We start from the raw sequence: 15,584 nt of genomic DNA, 5'->3' as shown, positions 1-15,584 counted from the left end.
CATGAATCCGGCCTGGCATCTGTTCGTGCCGAAGCTGGTGACGACGCTCCGGCAGGGCTACGGCGCCGGCGATTTCCGCCACGACCTCATCGCCGGCCTCACCGTGGCCATCGTCGCCCTGCCGCTGGCCATGGCGCTCGCCATCGCCTCCGGCACCACGCCGGCCAATGGCCTGGTCACCGCCGTGGTCGCCGGTTTCCTCATCTCGGCGCTGGGCGGCAGCCGCTTCCAGATCGGCGGGCCCACCGGTGCCTTCGTCGTCATCGTCTACGGCGTCATCGCCCGCCACGGCTACGATGGCCTGCTGCTCGCCACGCTGATGGCCGGCCTGATGCTGGTCGCGGCCGGGCTGGTGCGCCTGGGCACCTGGATCAAGTACATCCCGGAGCCGGTGGTGACCGGCTTCACCTCGGGCATCGCCGTCATCATCTTCTCCAGCCAGGTGAAGGACCTGCTCGGACTCGAGCTGGGCGCCGTGCCGGCGGATTTCTTCGCGAAGTGGGCCGCGTTCTGGGATGCGCGGGCGAGCTGGACACCGGCCGCGGTCGCGCTGTCCGCCGGTGCGCTGGCCCTGATCCTCGTGCTGCGCCGCCATGCACCGCGGGCGCCGGGGTTCCTGCTGGCCATCATCGCCGCGGCGCTGGTGGCGGCGCTGGGCGGCCTGCCGGTGGAAACCATCGGCTCGCGCTTCGGCGGCATCAGCGGCAGCCTGCCGGCGCCGTCGCTGCCGGCCATTTCCCTGGTGCGGATCCAGGAGCTGCTGCCCAGCGCCTTCACCATTGCCTTCCTCGCCGGCATCGAATCGCTGCTCTCGGCGGTGGTGGCCGACGGCATGACCGGCCGGCGCCATCGCTCCAACTGCGAGCTGGTGGCGCAGGGCGTGGCCAACACGGCCTCGGCGCTGTTCGGCGGGCTGCCCGCCACCGGCGCCATCGCCCGCACCGCCACCAGTATCCGCTCCGGCGCGCGCTCGCCGGTCGCCGGCATGCTGCATGCGCTGTTCCTGCTGCTGTTCATGTGGTTCCTGGCGCCGCTCGCCGCCTGGATTCCCATGGCCAGCCTCGCGGCGGTGCTGGTGATGGTCGCCTGGAACATGAGCGAGGTGGAGCGCTTCCGCCACCTGCTGCGCGGCCCGGTGGGCGACCGCGTGGTGCTGCTGGTGACCTTCGGCCTCACCGTGGCGGTGGACCTGACGGTGGCCATCGCCGTGGGCGTGGTGCTCGCCTCGATGCTGTTCATGCACCGCATGAGCGAGGTGGCCGCAATAGCCAGCGGTGCCAGCGCCGCCTCGCTGGGGCTGGTCGAGAACGACGTCGATGATTTCAGCCGGCCGCGGAGCGACACCTACTCGCAGCGCGATGCCCTGCCGCCGGGGGTCGAGGTATTCCAGTTCCGCGGGCCGCTGTTCTTCGGCGTGGCCGACCGGCTGTCCGAGGTCATCGATGCCATCGGCGGTTCGCCTCGGGTGTTCATCCTGCGCATGCGCGAGGTGCCGCTGGTGGATGCCACCGGCGCCGCGCGGCTGCGCGATTTCGTCAGCAGGGCCGGCCGCTGCGGCACCCGGGTGCTGATCTCCGGCCTGCAGCCGCAGCCACGGGAGGTGCTGGCGCAGGCGGGGGTCATCGGCGACGCTTCGCAGGTGACCGCTGTCGCGGATTTCGCCGCCGCAGTGGCGCTGGCGAGGCAGATCGTGGAATCCTGAGCCCCGGCGAAGCAGAGCGCCGGCGGATGGGCCGGGCATTGGACCAGCAGATGTACTTCGACCTGCTCAGGGCGAGCCGTGTCGTCTGGCTGCTGGCCGTGCTGGGCCTGCCGCCTGCAGCAGCGGCGAGTACCGAGGGCAACCCGGTGCCCGCGCCACCGGCCGCCACGGCACCCGTCAGCCGCATCCTCGTCGGGCTGCGCCCACCCGCTGCCACGGTGGACGGCCCGGCCGACGGCCGGGTGCAGGCACTCGCCTGGCGCAGCGGCCTGGATCTGCGCCGGCAGCAGGCCATCGGGCCGACGCTGCGGCTGCTCGAGCTGGAGCGGCCGGTGGCCGGCGGCGAGCTGGCGGAACTGCTCGCGAGGCTGCAGGCCGACGCCACGGTCGCCTTCGCCGAGCCCGACGCCCGCGTGCGGCGTCACGCGGTGCCCAACGACCCGCTGTACGCCGGGCAGTGGTACCTGAAGGGCAGCGAGGTGGCCGCCATCGATGCCGAGGCGGCCTGGGATGTCAGCCAGGGTGCGCCGGACATCGTCATCGCCGTGCTGGACACCGGCGTGCGCTTCGAGCATCCCGACCTGCTGCGCACCAGCCAGGGCGGCCGCCTGCTGCCCGGCTACGATTTCGTGCAGGCCGATGCGGATGGGGCCTTCCGCGTCGCCAACGACGGTGACGGCTGGGACGCGGATCCCGCGGATCCCGGCGACTGGATCAGCAGCAGCGATGCGCAGCTGCCGGTGTTCAGCGGCTGCACCGTCGAGGACAGCTCCTGGCATGGCACCCGCGTGGCCGGCCTGGTCGGTGCCCGCAGCAACAACCTCGCCGGCATCGCCGGCGCAACCTGGCAATCCTGGATCCTGCCGGTGCGCGTGCTCGGCAAGTGCGGCGGCAGGAATTCCGACATCCTGCAGGGCATGCGCTGGGCGGCGGGCCTTCATGTCGATGGCGTGCCGGACAATCCCTATCCGGCCCGTGTCCTCAACATGAGCCTCGGCGGCGAAGGCAGCTGCACGCAGAGCTATCGCACGGTCATCGGCGAGCTCGATGCCCTCGGGGTGGTCGTCATCGCCTCCGCCGGCAACCTCGGTGCGCCCGTGGACTACCCGGGCAACTGCCCGGGCGTGGTGGCCGTGGCCGGCCTGCGCCACATCGGCACCAAGGTCGGCTACAGCAACCTCGGCCGGGAAGTGGGCGTGTCTGCCCCGGCCGGCAATTGCGTGAACACCAGCGGCCCCTGCCTGTTCTCGCTGGATACCACGGTCGACCAGGGCACGACCACGCCACTGGGCCCGGCCTACACCAGTCCGCTCGATCCCAGCGTCGGCACCAGTTTCGCGGCACCTCAGGTGAGTGCCATCGCGGCGCTGATGCTCGGCGTCAACGGCAGCCTCGGTACCTCGCAGCTCATTGCGCGCCTGCGCGCCAGCGCGCGGCCGTTCCCGGCACCGGGCATGGGCGTGCCCCTGTGCCACGTCCCGACCAGCGCCAGCGACATCCAGGAGCTCGAATGCGGCTGCACCACCAGTACCTGCGGCGCCGGCATGGCGAACGCGCCGGCGGCGCTGGCCGAGGCCCTGCGGCCGATCGCCCGGGCGACGGCGACGCCGGTGTCCGTGCTGCCGGGGGAGGCGGTCACGCTCGATGCCGCGGCCAGCCTGGCCGCCAACGGGCGCAGCATCGCGTCATACAGCTGGGTGCCGGTGAGTGGCACTGCCGACATCGATCCGGTGGATGTCCCTGTCGCGAGCCTGCGGGCTGCCACCAGCGGACTGGTCACGGTGCGCCTGACCGTCACCGACGACCAGGGCGCGAGCGACAGCACCGACCTCGTGGTAACGATCCGCTCGCCACCGGCGCCGGCTGGCGGTGGTGGTGGAGGCGGGGGTGGAGGTGGCGGCTCGCTCGGCTGGGCCGGGCTGCTGCCGCTCGGGCTGGCTGCATTCCGTCGCAGCCGCGCAGCCTGATCAGAACATCGAGTTGCCGGATGGCGCGCCGGGCTCCGGGCCGCTGCCGCGGCTGGCGATGTACTCGCCGGTGATCATCTGGTCATAGGCCATGCCCGGGCCGATCATCGGATAGACGCCGGCATCCGGGTCGATGATGACCTCGAGGAAGGCCGGGCCGCGGTACTCCATGAATTCCTGCACCACGCGCGGCACGTCGGCCTTGCGGTCGAGGCGCGCAGCGTAGCCGAAGCCATCGGCCTGGGCCGCCTTGACGAAATCCTTGCGGCGCAGCGACTTGTCGCTGCCGGAGAGCCGCCCCTTGTAGAACAGCTTCTGCCACTGCTTGACCATGCCGTCGCCGAAGTTGTTGAGGACCAGCACCTTGATCGGCAGGCCGTAGGTGGTCACGGTCTCCATCTCGCCGAGGTTCATGCGCAGGCTGGCGTCGCCGTCGACATCGATGACCAGGCGGTCGGGCCGGGCGATCTGCGCGCCGATGGCTGCCGGCAGGCCGAAGCCCATGGTGCCCATGCTGCCCGAGGTCAGCCACAGGCGGGGCTGGCGGAAGTCGAAATACTGCGCGGCCCACATCTGGTGCTGGCCGACGCCGGTGGCGATGATGGCCTCGCCGCGCGTGTGGCGGTTGATCTCCTCGAGCACGTAGTACGGCTGGATGAGCGTGCTGTCGTGGTCGTAGCCGTAGGCATAGCGGCGCTTGAGGCCGGCCAGCTCGGCATGCCATTCGCCGAAGTCCTGGGGCTGGTGGTGGCGCTGCCCCCAGGCGGTGAGCGCGTCGAGGTCGCGGTCCAGCACGCCGACATGATGCCAGTCGACCTTGCGGACCTTGCCGATCTCGGCGGGGTCGATGTCGAAGTGCGCCACGCGGCGGGCCCTGGGCGCGAAGCGGTCGGGGATGGCGGCGACGCGATCATCGAAGCGCGCGCCGACGGCGATGAGGAAGTCGCAGTCCTCCACCGCGTAGTTGGCGAAGGCGGCACCGTGCATGCCGAGCATCTGCATCGACAGTGGATCGGTGGTGTCCACGGCGCCGATGCCCATCAGCGTGGTGGTGACCGGCACGCGGAACTGCTGCACGAAGCGGCGCAGTGCCGCCGAGGCGTTGGCATTGACCACGCCGCCGCCGGCATAGATCAGCGGCCGCTTCGACTCGCCCAGCAGCGCGAAGAAGGCCTTGCAGTCGCTGGCGGCCAGGCGGTTGTTGCTCACGGCCTCGATGCGCTGGCGATAACCTGGCGCGGGCAGCAGCCCGCCGCCCTGGAACTCGCCGATCCAGTTCTGGATGTCCTTGGGCAGGTCCACCACCACCGGCCCCGGCCGCCCGCTGCGGGCGATCTCGAAGGCGGTGCGGATGGTGGCCTCGAGCTTGAAGGGATCGGTGACGAGGAACACGTGCTTCGCCACCGGACCCATGATCGCGGAGACCGGCGCCTCCTGGAAGGCGTCGCTGCCGATCATGGCGGTGGGCACCTGACCACAGAGCACGACGATCGGGATGGAATCCGCCATGCTGTCGCGCACCGGCGTGACGGTGTTGGTGGCGCCGGGGCCGGAGGTGACCAGCACCACGCCGACCCGGCCGCTGGCGCGCGCGTAGCCCGCGGCCATGAAGCCCGCGCCCTGCTCGTTGGCGGGCACGAGGAGCGGCAGCGGGTCCTTGCTGGCGCCGTTGCGGTGCTCGTCGTTGAAGCGGAACACGGCGTCGTAGGTCGGCAGTATGGCGCCGCCGCTGTAGCCGAAGATGATCTCCACGCCCTCGTCGGCCAGCACCTGGACGATCATCTCCGCGCCGGTCATGCGTTTGCCGGCGAGGGGATGCGGCGAGGTCGCCGCAGCTTGGGGTGCTGTTTTCATAAGCATGGGCTGGCGGATGGGCAGGTTGAATGCCGGCGGGCCTGTGGACCCGAAGGACGGACCTGCCCTGCGAGTCTCTGCCAATCGTGTGTGCAATGCAAGGGTTTTGCAGGTTTTTCCGTGCATTGCGCGGCTATCGGGCGCGTCGGTTGATCCACCGGTGCCCACACGTCTCACCCGCAGCATTCACGGAGCGGGCGCAATGGGCGAGCACGGGGCAGGGGACATGGGCACGAGTGCGGCAGCGGTGCGCGACGAAGTCTTCCGCGAGCAGCGGCAACAGGTCGCCGACTTCCGGTTCGGCAGCGAGGTGGCGCAGGTCTTCGACGACATGCTGCTGCGCTCGGTGCCGTTCTATGCGGAGATGCAGCGGATGATCGCCGAGATGGCCGGCGACTTCGCCGTCAGCGGCAGCAACGTCTATGACCTCGGCTGCTCCACCGGCACCACGCTCCTGCACCTGCACCCGCACCTGCCGAAGGACATCCGCTTCGTCGGCGTCGACTCCTCGCCGGAGATGATCGAGAAGTGCCGGCAGAAGCTGGCCGAGGCAGGGTTCGACCGTCCCCACGAGATCACCTGCGCCGACCTCGACCAGGGCTGCCCGGTGCAGAACGCCTCCATTGCCCTGCTGGTGCTGACCCTGCAGTTCATCCGCCCCCTGAACCGCGACCGGCTGCTGGCGCAGATCCACGAGGGGCTCAACGACAACGGCTGCGTGTTCCTCGTCGAGAAGGTCATCGGCGAGGATTCGCTCTTCAACCGGCTGTTCATCGAGCACTACTACGAGATGAAGCGCCGCAACGGCTACAGCCAGCTGGAGATCAGCCAGAAGCGCGAGGCGCTGGAGAACGTGCTGGTGCCCTACAAGTTGCTGGAGAACCGCGAGATGCTGCTGCGCGCCGGCTTCCGCCATGTCGACGTATTCTTCAAGTGGTACAACTTCACCGGCATGGTGGCCGTCAAATGATGGTGGCCATCGGCAACTTCGCCTTCCGCTTCCGCAATTACCTGTTCCCGCTGGCGCTGCCGCTGGTGCTGCTGCCGGGGCCGCGGATCTTCGATGAATACTGGTGGGCGGCGCTGCTGGGCCTGCTGGTGGCCCTGGCGGGCCAGTCGGTGCGCGGCATGACCATCGCGCTGAAGTACATCATCCGTGGCGGGCGCGACCGGCGTGTCTACGCCGAGGACCTGGTGACCGACGGCCTCTATGCCCACTGCCGCAACCCGATGTACGTGGGCAACATCCTGATGATCTCCGGTGTCGCCATCACCTCCAACTCCTGGTGGTGCGTGGCCATCGTCATTCCCCTGTTCACGTTCCTTTACCTGGCCATCATCGCCGCCGAGCAGGCCTACCTGGAGCGGAGGTTCGGCGACGCCTTCCGCGCCTATTGCCGGGACGTGCCGGCCCTGCTGCCGCGGTTCCGCGGCCTGGCCGGGACCATCGGCCGCATGGAGTTCCACTGGCGCCGCTTGCTGGTGAAGGAGTACGGCACCGTGTTCGGCTGGGTGTCGCGCTGGATACTGGTGGTGGCCTGGAACCTGTGGCGGCTGGATCGGCTGCACCTCGACGACGCGGCCGTGCAGGGGCTCGTCGCCGGCTTCCTGGCCGTGCTGGCCTTCTGGCTGACGGTGCGCAGGCTGAAGCACCGGCGGCTGGTGGTGGCCGACTGAGGCCGCCGGCACCCGCATTGCATTGCCGCCCGTTCTGGGCGACGATTGCCAATCCAATCAACGTTATAGGCGGCCCGCCCGGCGGGCGGTCGCAAGTCCATGCGCCATATCATGTCCATCCTGCTGCAGAACGAGGCGGGCGCCCTGACCCGGGTGGCCTCGCTGTTCTCGACCCGCGGCTACAACATCGAGTCGCTGAGCGTGGCACCCACCGAGGACGCGCGCTTCTCCCGCCTCACGCTGGTGACCCACGGCTCGGACCAGGTGGTGGACCAGATCAGCAAGCAGCTGCTGAAGCTCGTGGACGTCGTCAACATGGCCGACATGACCGGTGGCGACCACATCGAGCGCGAGCTGCTGCTGCTGAAGACGCGGGTGGCCGATGCCGCCTGGGAGAAGGTGGCCGAGCTGGTGAAACGCGAGGGTGCGCGGGTGCTGGATGACAACCGCGCGACCTTCACCGTCGAGCTGACCAGCACCTGCGGCCGCATCGACGAATTCGTCGAGAAGATGTCGAACCTGGCCACCATCCTCACCGTCGTGCGCAGCGGCCCGATGGCCATCGGCCGCGGCGCCCAGACGGTCACCGCTGCCGTCGACTGACGCCGGCAGCGAGTCTCAGCATGGCCAGCCGCGCGCGCCGCCGCAGGGATGATTCACGCCTCCGCGAGGCATCCCGCGTGGTGGTCAAGGTCGGTTCCTCGCTGCTGGTGGAGAAGTCCACCGGCAGGCTGCACCGCAAGTGGCTGCAATCGCTGGTACGCGAGATCGCGCGCATGCGCAGCCGCGGCCAGCAGCTGGTGCTGGTGTCCTCCGGCGCCATCGCCCTCGGCCGGCGCTACCTCGGCCTGCGCCCGGAACAGCGCAAGCTCGAGGAACAGCAGGCCGCCGCCGCCGCCGGGCAGGTCATCCTCGCCCACGCCTACCAGGAGCTGCTCAACCGCCACGACATCAAGGTGGCGCAGGTGCTGCTGACCCTGGAGGACACCGAGAGCCGGCGCCGCTACCTCAATGCCCGCAACACCCTGCAGACCCTGCTGGAGCTGGGCGTGGTGCCGGTCATCAACGAGAACGACACGGTGGCCACTGCCGAGATCCGCTACGGCGACAACGACCGGCTCGGCGCCCGGGTGGCCGAGATGGTGAGCGCCGACGTGCTGGTGCTGCTTTCCGACGTCGATGGCCTCTACGATGCCGATCCCACACGCCAGCCCGATGCGCGCCTGATCCCGGAGGTGCGCGAGATCACGCCGGACATCGAGGCGCTGGCCGGCGCCTCGGGCACCGAGTTCGGCTCCGGCGGCATGGTTACCAAGCTGGCGGCCGCGCGCATGGCGCTCTCCGCGGGCTGCGACACGGTCATCGCCAGCGGCAAGCGGCTGCGGCCGCTCGCCGCCATCGAGGCCGGCAAGCCCTGCACCTGGTTCGTCAGCACCGGTTCGCCGCTGGCGGCGCGCAAGCAGTGGATTGCCGGCACGCTCAAGCCGCGCGGGCATCTCACCATCGATGCCGGCGCGGAGCGCGCGCTCGCCGGTGGACGCAGCCTGCTGCCGGTCGGCGTGGTGGCGGTGGAGGGGCGGTTCGGCCGCGGTGATGCGGTCACGGTGCGCAACCGCGAGGGGCGGGATCTCGCCCGCGGCCTCGTCGCCTATGACAGCGAGGAGGCGCGGCGCATCCAGGGGCGCCACAGCGAGGAGATCGGCGAGCTGCTCGGCTACCGCGGGCGCGAGGAAATGATCCACCGGGACAACCTGGTGCTGCTGAACGGGACGAACCATGAGCACAGCCACTGACGCCGGCGCCGTCGCGCTGCCGGAGCTGATGCGCGACCTCGGCCTGCGGGCCCGGGCCGCGGCGCGGGAACTGGCGCGCGCGACCACGGCGCAGAAGGATGCGGCGCTGCGGGCCGGCGCGGCCGCGATCCGCGCGGGCACCGCGGAGATCGTCGCCGCGAACGCACAGGACATGGCCGCGGCGCGCCAGCGCGGCCTCTCGAAGGCATTGCTCGACCGCCTGCTGCTCGATGCCGGGCGGGTCGAGGCGATCGCCCGCAGCATCGACGAGGTCGTGGCGCTGCCCGACCCCGTCGGCCAGGTGATGGCCGAGTGGACGCGGCCGAACGGCCTGAGGATCCGCCGCGTGCGCGTGCCGCTGGGCGTCATCGGCATCATCTACGAGAGCCGGCCCAACGTCACCGCGGATGCCGGCGCGCTGTGCCTGAAGTCGGGCAATGCGGTGATCCTGCGTGGCGGCTCGGAGAGTTTCCATTCCAGCAGCGCCATCCACCGCTGCCTGCAGCAGGGGCTGCGCGAGGCGGGGCTGCCGCAGGATGCCATCCAGATGGTGCCGACCACGGACCGCGATGCCGTGGGCCTGCTGCTCGGGCAGATGCAGGAGTTCGTCGACGTGGTGGTGCCGCGCGGCGGGCGCAGCCTGATCGAGCGGGTGCTGAGGGATGCGCGGGTGCCGGTCATCGGCCATCTCGAGGGCATCTGCCACACCTATGTGCACCGCTCGGCGGATGTCGCCATGGCGACGCAGGTGGCGCTCAATGCCAAGATGCGCCGCACCGGCATCTGCGGTGCCACCGAGACGCTGCTCATCGACCGGGCCTGCCTGGCGACGCACTACGCACCCATCGCCGATGCGCTGGTGGCGGCCGGCTGCGAGCTGCGCGGCGACGCCGAGGTCTGCGCGCGCGATCCGCGCGCGAAACCGGCCACCGAGCAGGACTGGCGCACCGAGTACCTCGACGCGGTGATCTCCATCCGCGTGGTCGCCGGCGTGGAGGAGGCGGTCGACCACATCAGCCGCTACGGCTCGGGCCACACCGAGGCGATCATCGCCGAGGACCAGGCCGCCGTGGCGCGGTTCTTCCGCGACCTCGACAGCGCCATCCTGCTGCACAACGCCTCCACGCAGTTCGCCGATGGCGGGGAGTTCGGCATGGGGGCGGAGATCGGCATCGCCACCGGCCGGGTCCATGCGCGCGGCCCGGTGGGCGCCGAGCAGTTGACCAGCTTCAAGTACCTGGTACTGGGCAGCGGCCAGACACGGCCCTGATCGCCGCCGCCTGTGACCTGCCTATCAGTCCGCACGCCTGGCTGAAGCAGGGTGCGGCACCTGCGACCTGTGCCGCAGAATCGCCCGCGGCGGGCGCGCTAGCCTCGGGGCCATGTACGGGGCCTTCATCTTCATGGGCGCGTTGTTCGGCGTGGCATTGAGTGTCACCGTCGGCCTGTTCTACGTGCTCAGCCTCGGTGGCGACTTCAAGTCCAGCCTGCATGATGTCGCCGGGCAGCTGCGCGACCGCCTCACCGGCCGGCGCCGTTACCAGCCGCAGGTATCCGGCGAGCGGCGCGTGGAGAGCGACAACCGCGTGCGCTCGCTGCAGGAAGAGCTGCGGGTCGCCAACCGCCTGCTCGACCAGGCCCGCGCCGAGCGCGAGGCCAGGGAACAGCAGGCCAGCCAGGGGGCCGACCAGCTCCGCGAACTCCAGCAGCAGGTCCTCGAGCGGGACGAGCGCATCCTCGCGCTGGAAGGCCAGCTCGGGCAGCAGGCTCCGCAGCTGCAGGCCTTGCGCGAACAGCTGGCGGAACGCGCCTCGCAACTCGCCCAGGCGCAGCGCCAGGCCAAGGACCTGCAGATGGAGATCGAGGTCCTGCACTCCGGCGTCGACGTCGTCAGTCCGTAGCAGCGCCCGGCCGGGCGTCGTGCCCGGTGTCATGCTAGGCTCGCCCCGCGCGGGGCGGGAGATCCACGGTTGGACTTCGACGTCATCATCATCGGCGGCGGCATCAACGGCGCCGGTATCGCCCGCGATGCCTCGCTGCGCGGCCTGCGGGTGTGCCTGCTGGAGCAGGGCGACCTCTGCGGCGCCACGTCGCGCTGGTGCAGCCGTCTCGTCCACGGCGGCCTGCGCTACCTGGAGTTCGCCGAGTTCGGGCTGGTGCGCGAGTCCCTGCACGAGCGCGAGGTGCTGCTGCGCACGGCGCCGCACCTGGTGCGGCCGCTGCCGCTGCTGATCCCGCTGCTGGCCGGGGCACGCCGTGGCCCGCTGACCGTCCGCGCCGGCATGTGGCTCTACGACCTGCTGTCCGCCGGCAAGTCCCTGCCATCGCACCGCATGCTGGATGCCGCGGCCACGCGCCAGGAGATGCCCGGCCTCGATGTCGCGGGCCTGCGCGGTGCCGCGGCCTACCACGATGCCCAGGTCCGCTTCCCCGAGCGGCTGGTGCTGGAGAACCTGCTCGCGGCCAGCGCCGCCGGCGCCGTCATCCGCCTGCACACCCGGGTGCAGCGCGTGCTCGTCGAGGCCGGCCGGGTGAGGGGCGTACTGGCGAGCGACCTGCGTCGCGGTACCACGGAGACGCTGGCGGCTCCCCTGGTGGTGAACGCAGCCGGGCCCTGGGTGGATCAGCTGCTCGACAGCCTGGCCGGCCGGCGCCAGCGCCGGTTCATCGGCGGCTCGAAGGGCACTCACCTCGTCACCGCGCCGCTGCCAGGGCTCGGCGCGAGCGCCTGTTATGCGGAGGCAGCGGCCGATGGCCGGCCCTTTTTCATCATCCCCTGGAACGGCATGACGCTGATCGGCACCACCGACATTCCTTTTGCCGGCAATCCCGGCGAGGTGCGCAGCGATCCGGCCGAGGTCGACTACCTGCTGGCCGAGGCCCGCAGGCTGTTTCCCGGCGCCCCGCTGTCACGCGCCGGGGTCCACTACAGCTACGTGGGTGTGCGCCCGCTGCCCGCGGCGGCGGGCAAGGACCAGGCGGCGATCACCCGGCGACACCAGCTGCGCCACCACCGCACGGTGGCCCGCGGCCTGTATTCGGTCATCGGCGGCAAGCTGACCACCTACCGCAGCCTCGCCGAACAGGTGGTGGACCGGCTGGCACGGCGTATCGGGCGCGATCTCGCCGAATGCAGCACGGCCCGGGAATCGCTGCCGGGCGCGCTCGCCGATCCGGTGCCGCTGGCGGCCGACATCACGGCCCGCACCGGCCTGGATGGCGCGGTGGCGGCGCGCCTGGTCGGTCTCTACGGCAGCCGGGCGGACGGCGTTGCCGCGCTCGTCGCCCGCGAGCCGGCGCTGGGTGCCACGCTGGGCAACGGGACCGCCATCGCCGCCGAAGTGGTGCATGCCTTCGAGGAGGAGTTCGCCACCAGCCTGGCCGACTGCCTGATGCGGCGGACGATGCTGGGGCTCGGCGCCGATCTCGGTGCCAGCGTGCTCGACGAGGCGCTGCGGGTCGCGGCGCGGCAGCTCGGCTGGGATGCGGGACGCTGCGAGGCGGAGCGCGCCGGCTTCCTCGCGGAAACCGCGGCGCTGCGCCTGCCGGTTCAGCGCTGAGGCGCCGCGTCCCCCGCGGGGGCGGCGCCAGCCGCGGGGGGCGGCTGGTCGCTGAGGGTGATGCCGCGCTTGCGCAGCTCCTCGACGATGATGGTGGCGTTGGCATTGCCGCCCTTGGCGAGCCGGGCGATCCGGCCGGCGAGGGAATCCATGCGCTCGCGCAGCCTGGCCGACTGGTCGACCTGGGCTTCCTGGCCGCTGATGGCTTCGCGCAGCTTGCCGCGCTCGATGACCAGCTGCGTGGTCTGGAAGCCGCTCCAGCCGATGACGGCGATGGCCAGCAGCATCAGCGGCAGGAACGCGTTCTGGTTGCCCTCGCTCATCGTGGCGCCCCGCCCGCAGCCGGGTCGATCTTGATGCCCTCGGCCGCCAGCAGGTCGCGCACCTGCTCGTCCTGCGTGCGTACCGCGCGCTGCGCCAGCTCCTGGACGATCTGCCCGTAGAGCTGCTCCATGGCGATGCTCTGCTGGATGTACTGGGCCCGCGAAGCGGCCTCGGTCTTCAGCGTGGTGTTGGCCTGGACCATGAACATGTTGGTGACGGCCAGCGCCACGGCGAGGATGCCGGCGCCGGTGAGGATCCAGTACTGTGCGGGCTTCAGCATGGGCGGGGAGCCTAGCGCTTTCCCGCGCGGCTGTCACCCGCGCGGGAGCCTGCTACAGGTTCTGGATCAGCCGGTCGCCGAACTCGGAGCACTTGACCTCGCGGGCGCCGTCCATGAGGCGCGCGAAGTCATAGGTCACCGTCTTCTGGCCGATGGTCTTGTCCATGGCGGAGATGATGAGGTCGGCGGCCTCGGTCCAGCCCATGTAGCGCAGCATCATCTCGCCCGAGAGGATCACTGAACCCGGATTGACCTTGTCGAGGTTGGCGTACTTGGGCGCGGTGCCGTGGGTGGCCTCGAAGACCGCGTGGCCGGTGACGTAGTTGATGTTGGCGCCCGGGGCGATGCCGATGCCGCCAACCTGGGCGGCAAGCGCGTCGGAGAGGTAGTCGCCATTGAGGTTCATGGTGGCGATGACATCGAACTCCTTCGGCCGGGTCAGCACCTGCTGCAGGGTGATGTCGGCGATGGTGTCCTTGATGAGCACGCGGCCGGCCTTCAGCGCCGCATCCTGCTCCTCGTTGGCGGCCTTCTCGCCCTTCGCGGCCTTGGTCTTCTCCCACTGCTCCCAGGTGTAGACCTTGCCGCCGAACTCGCGCTCGGCGAGCTCGTAGCTCCAGTTCCGGAAGGCGCCTTCCGTGAACTTCATGATGTTGCCCTTGTGGACGATGGTGACGCTCTTGCGCTGGTTGGCGACGGCGTACTCGATCGCCGCGCGGAACAGCCTCTCGGTGCCGTCCTTCGAGACCGGCTTGATGCCGATGCCGGAGCTGGCGGGGAAGCGGATCTTGCCGAACTCCTTGGCGAAGTTGGCCTTGAACAGCTCGAGGAAGCGGCGATTGGCCTCCGAGCCCGCCTCGAACTCGATGCCGGCGTAGATGTCCTCGGTGTTCTCGCGGAAGATGACCATGTCGACGCTGGCCGGGTTGCGCACCGGCGAGGGCACGCCCTCGAACCAGCGCACCGGGCGCAGGCAGACGTAGAGGTCGAGCAGCTGGCGCAGCGCCACGTTGAGCGAGCGGATGCCGCCGCCGATGGGCGTGGTGAGCGGACCCTTGATGGAGACCAGGTACTCGCGGCAGGCTTCCACCGTGGCGTCGGGCAGCCAGTTGTTGAACTGGTCGAAGGCCTTCTGGCCGGCGAAGACTTCCACCCAGTGGATCCTGCGCTTGCCGCCGTAGGCGCGGGCCACCGCCGCGTCGAGCACCCGCACCGATGCGCGCCAGATGTCCGGACCGGTGCCGTCACCCTCGATGAAGGGGATGATCGGGTTCTCGGGCACGCGCAGCTTGCCATTCTGGATGCTGATCTTCGCGCCGCCCGCGGGGGCAGTGATCTTCGGCTCGGCCATGGGAACGGACTCCTTGAATCGACAGATTACAAGGGTGCCGGTGTTCACTTGTTGCCTTGTTGGTCTGCCAAGGCAGGCCAACAAGGCAACAAGTGAACACCGGCACCGTCAGAGGGCGCCAATTATCGTGAGTTGGGCGGGTCCTGCCAACCGCGTCGATGCCCGCGGGGCCGGTCCCTGGGCCGGCCTACGTACATTTCCCGATCCCGGCAGGGGATCTCAGCGGGCGATGTCCTCGACGCGGGACGGCTCGGCGAGGAAGCGCAGCAGGGCCGCGCGGACCAGCGGCTGGCGGAAGCTGTCGATATGCCCGCCGTCGTAGGCCAGCAGGGCGCTGGGCGGGCGTGCCGCTGCCCGCAGCGACTCGGCGTGGTGGAAGCCGACGATCGGGTCGCTGCGGCCGTGGATCAGCAGCAGCGGCACCGGACTGATGTGGCCGACCTGGTCGAGCAGGTCGTAGCCGTCGGGCATGCTCCAGGCGATCGGCCACTGCAGGGGCCAGGTCAGCCAGCTGCGGCTGGCGACCTCGCGGGCGATCCAGCCGTAGCGGGCGAAGCCGGCGTCGAGCACCACGCCGGCGAAGCGCGCGCGCACCGCCGGGTCCGAGCCGGCGAGGTAGCCGCCGAGCGAGGCACCGAGGCTCTGCCCGAGCAGGTAAAGCGGCCGGCCGCGGCTCTCCGGGTCGGTCGCCAGCCAGTCGAGCGCGGCACGGATGTCGCCGAACACCGCGGGCAGCCGCGGGCTGCCCTGCGAGTCGCCGAAGCCGCGGTAGTCGAGCAGCAGCACCTGGTAGCCCGCGGCCGGCAGCCACCACACGCTGGCGATGTGCGTGCTGATGTTCTCGGCATTGCCGTGCAGGAACAGCACCGTGCCCTGCGGCTCGCCCTGCGCCGGCAGCCACCAGGCCGCGAGCCGGGTGCCGTCGGCCGCCTGCAGTGTCACGTCCCGGTACTGCAGGCCGAGCTCGGCGGGCGTGCGCAGCAGCGGCTTCATCGGCACGAACAGCAGCCTGCCGCAACTGCCGAGCAGCAGTGGCAGCAACAGCAGGGAAAGCCGGCGGAGCAGCGTGGCCATGG

General features: G+C 70.5%; 14 protein-coding genes. 9 read left to right on the top strand and 5 right to left on the bottom strand.

Annotated elements, in window-relative coordinates; genetic code table 11:
• Position 1: 1 nt before the first annotated feature.
• Both HRU81_08420 and HRU81_08415 read left to right on the top strand, forming a co-directional pair.
• Entirely contained in the window at positions 2-1,702 is a 1,701-nt protein-coding gene (locus tag HRU81_08420; protein ID QOJ32116.1) for an STAS domain-containing protein, read from the top strand.
• Positions 1,703-1,728: 26 nt separating this feature from the next.
• Positions 1,729-3,669 carry a S8 family serine peptidase gene (locus HRU81_08415; protein QOJ32115.1) on the top strand — a complete coding sequence of 647 codons (1,941 nt, stop codon included), beginning with the start codon at positions 1,729-1,731 and terminating at the stop codon, positions 3,667-3,669.
• Here the strand turns inward: HRU81_08415 and ilvB are convergent, their stop codons facing one another.
• Complete coding sequence (gene ilvB / locus HRU81_08410; GenBank protein QOJ33348.1) at positions 3,670-5,466, bottom strand: biosynthetic-type acetolactate synthase large subunit; 1,797 nt, start codon at positions 5,464-5,466, stop codon at positions 3,670-3,672.
• A gap of 283 nt (positions 5,467-5,749) precedes the next feature.
• Between ilvB and cmoA the strand changes: the two genes are divergently transcribed.
• The 7 genes from cmoA (at position 5,750) to glpD (ending at position 12,553) form a co-directional block, all read left to right on the top strand.
• Positions 5,750-6,493, top strand: a complete 744-nt coding sequence (cmoA, locus tag HRU81_08405; protein ID QOJ33347.1) for a carboxy-S-adenosyl-L-methionine synthase CmoA — start codon at positions 5,750-5,752, stop codon at positions 6,491-6,493.
• Entirely contained in the window at positions 6,490-7,200 is a 711-nt protein-coding gene (locus HRU81_08400) for an isoprenylcysteine carboxylmethyltransferase family protein (protein QOJ32114.1), read from the top strand. Before cmoA ends, HRU81_08400 begins: the two co-directional genes overlap by 4 nt.
• 99 nt (positions 7,201-7,299) lie before the next feature.
• A complete protein-coding gene (gene ilvN / locus HRU81_08395; protein QOJ32113.1) occupies positions 7,300-7,803 on the top strand; it encodes an acetolactate synthase small subunit in 504 nt (167 codons plus the stop codon).
• Positions 7,804-7,823: 20 nt separating this feature from the next.
• Entirely contained in the window at positions 7,824-8,993 is a 1,170-nt protein-coding gene (locus HRU81_08390; protein QOJ32112.1) for a glutamate 5-kinase, read from the top strand.
• 28 nt (positions 8,994-9,021) lie between these two features.
• Entirely contained in the window at positions 9,022-10,263 is a 1,242-nt protein-coding gene (locus HRU81_08385; protein ID QOJ33346.1) for a glutamate-5-semialdehyde dehydrogenase, read from the top strand.
• A gap of 112 nt (positions 10,264-10,375) precedes the next feature.
• On the top strand, positions 10,376-10,894 hold the full coding sequence (locus tag HRU81_08380) for a hypothetical protein (protein QOJ32111.1): 519 nt from the start codon (positions 10,376-10,378) through the stop codon (positions 10,892-10,894).
• Between the two features lie 69 nt (positions 10,895-10,963).
• The gene (glpD, locus tag HRU81_08375) at positions 10,964-12,553 is read left to right on the top strand and encodes a glycerol-3-phosphate dehydrogenase (protein QOJ32110.1); all 1,590 of its coding nucleotides are present in this window, start codon (positions 10,964-10,966) and stop codon (positions 12,551-12,553) included.
• Here the strand turns inward: glpD and HRU81_08370 are convergent.
• The 4 genes from HRU81_08370 to HRU81_08355 form a co-directional block, all read right to left on the bottom strand.
• Positions 12,544-12,876: a hypothetical protein gene (locus HRU81_08370; protein QOJ32109.1), complete on the bottom strand. Its 333-nt coding sequence runs from the start codon at positions 12,874-12,876 to the stop codon at positions 12,544-12,546. The two genes, glpD and HRU81_08370, sit on opposite strands and share 10 nt — an antisense overlap.
• Entirely contained in the window at positions 12,873-13,157 is a 285-nt protein-coding gene (locus HRU81_08365) for a hypothetical protein (protein QOJ32108.1), read from the bottom strand. Before HRU81_08365 ends, HRU81_08370 begins: the two co-directional genes overlap by 4 nt.
• A 52-nt stretch (positions 13,158-13,209) precedes the next feature.
• Positions 13,210-14,508 (bottom strand): NADP-dependent isocitrate dehydrogenase, encoded by a 1,299-nt coding sequence (gene icd / locus HRU81_08360; GenBank protein QOJ32107.1) that lies wholly within the window; start codon positions 14,506-14,508, stop codon positions 13,210-13,212.
• A gap of 219 nt (positions 14,509-14,727) precedes the next feature.
• Positions 14,728-15,582, bottom strand: a complete 855-nt coding sequence (locus HRU81_08355; protein ID QOJ32106.1) for an alpha/beta hydrolase — start codon at positions 15,580-15,582, stop codon at positions 14,728-14,730.
• Positions 15,583-15,584 lie beyond the last annotated feature (2 nt).

This window comes from Gammaproteobacteria bacterium, assembly GCA_015709695.1.
GTDB lineage: Bacteria > Pseudomonadota > Gammaproteobacteria > Steroidobacterales.
Note: the sequence above shows the minus strand (reverse complement) of the source record. Positions and strands in the feature narration are given on the sequence as shown.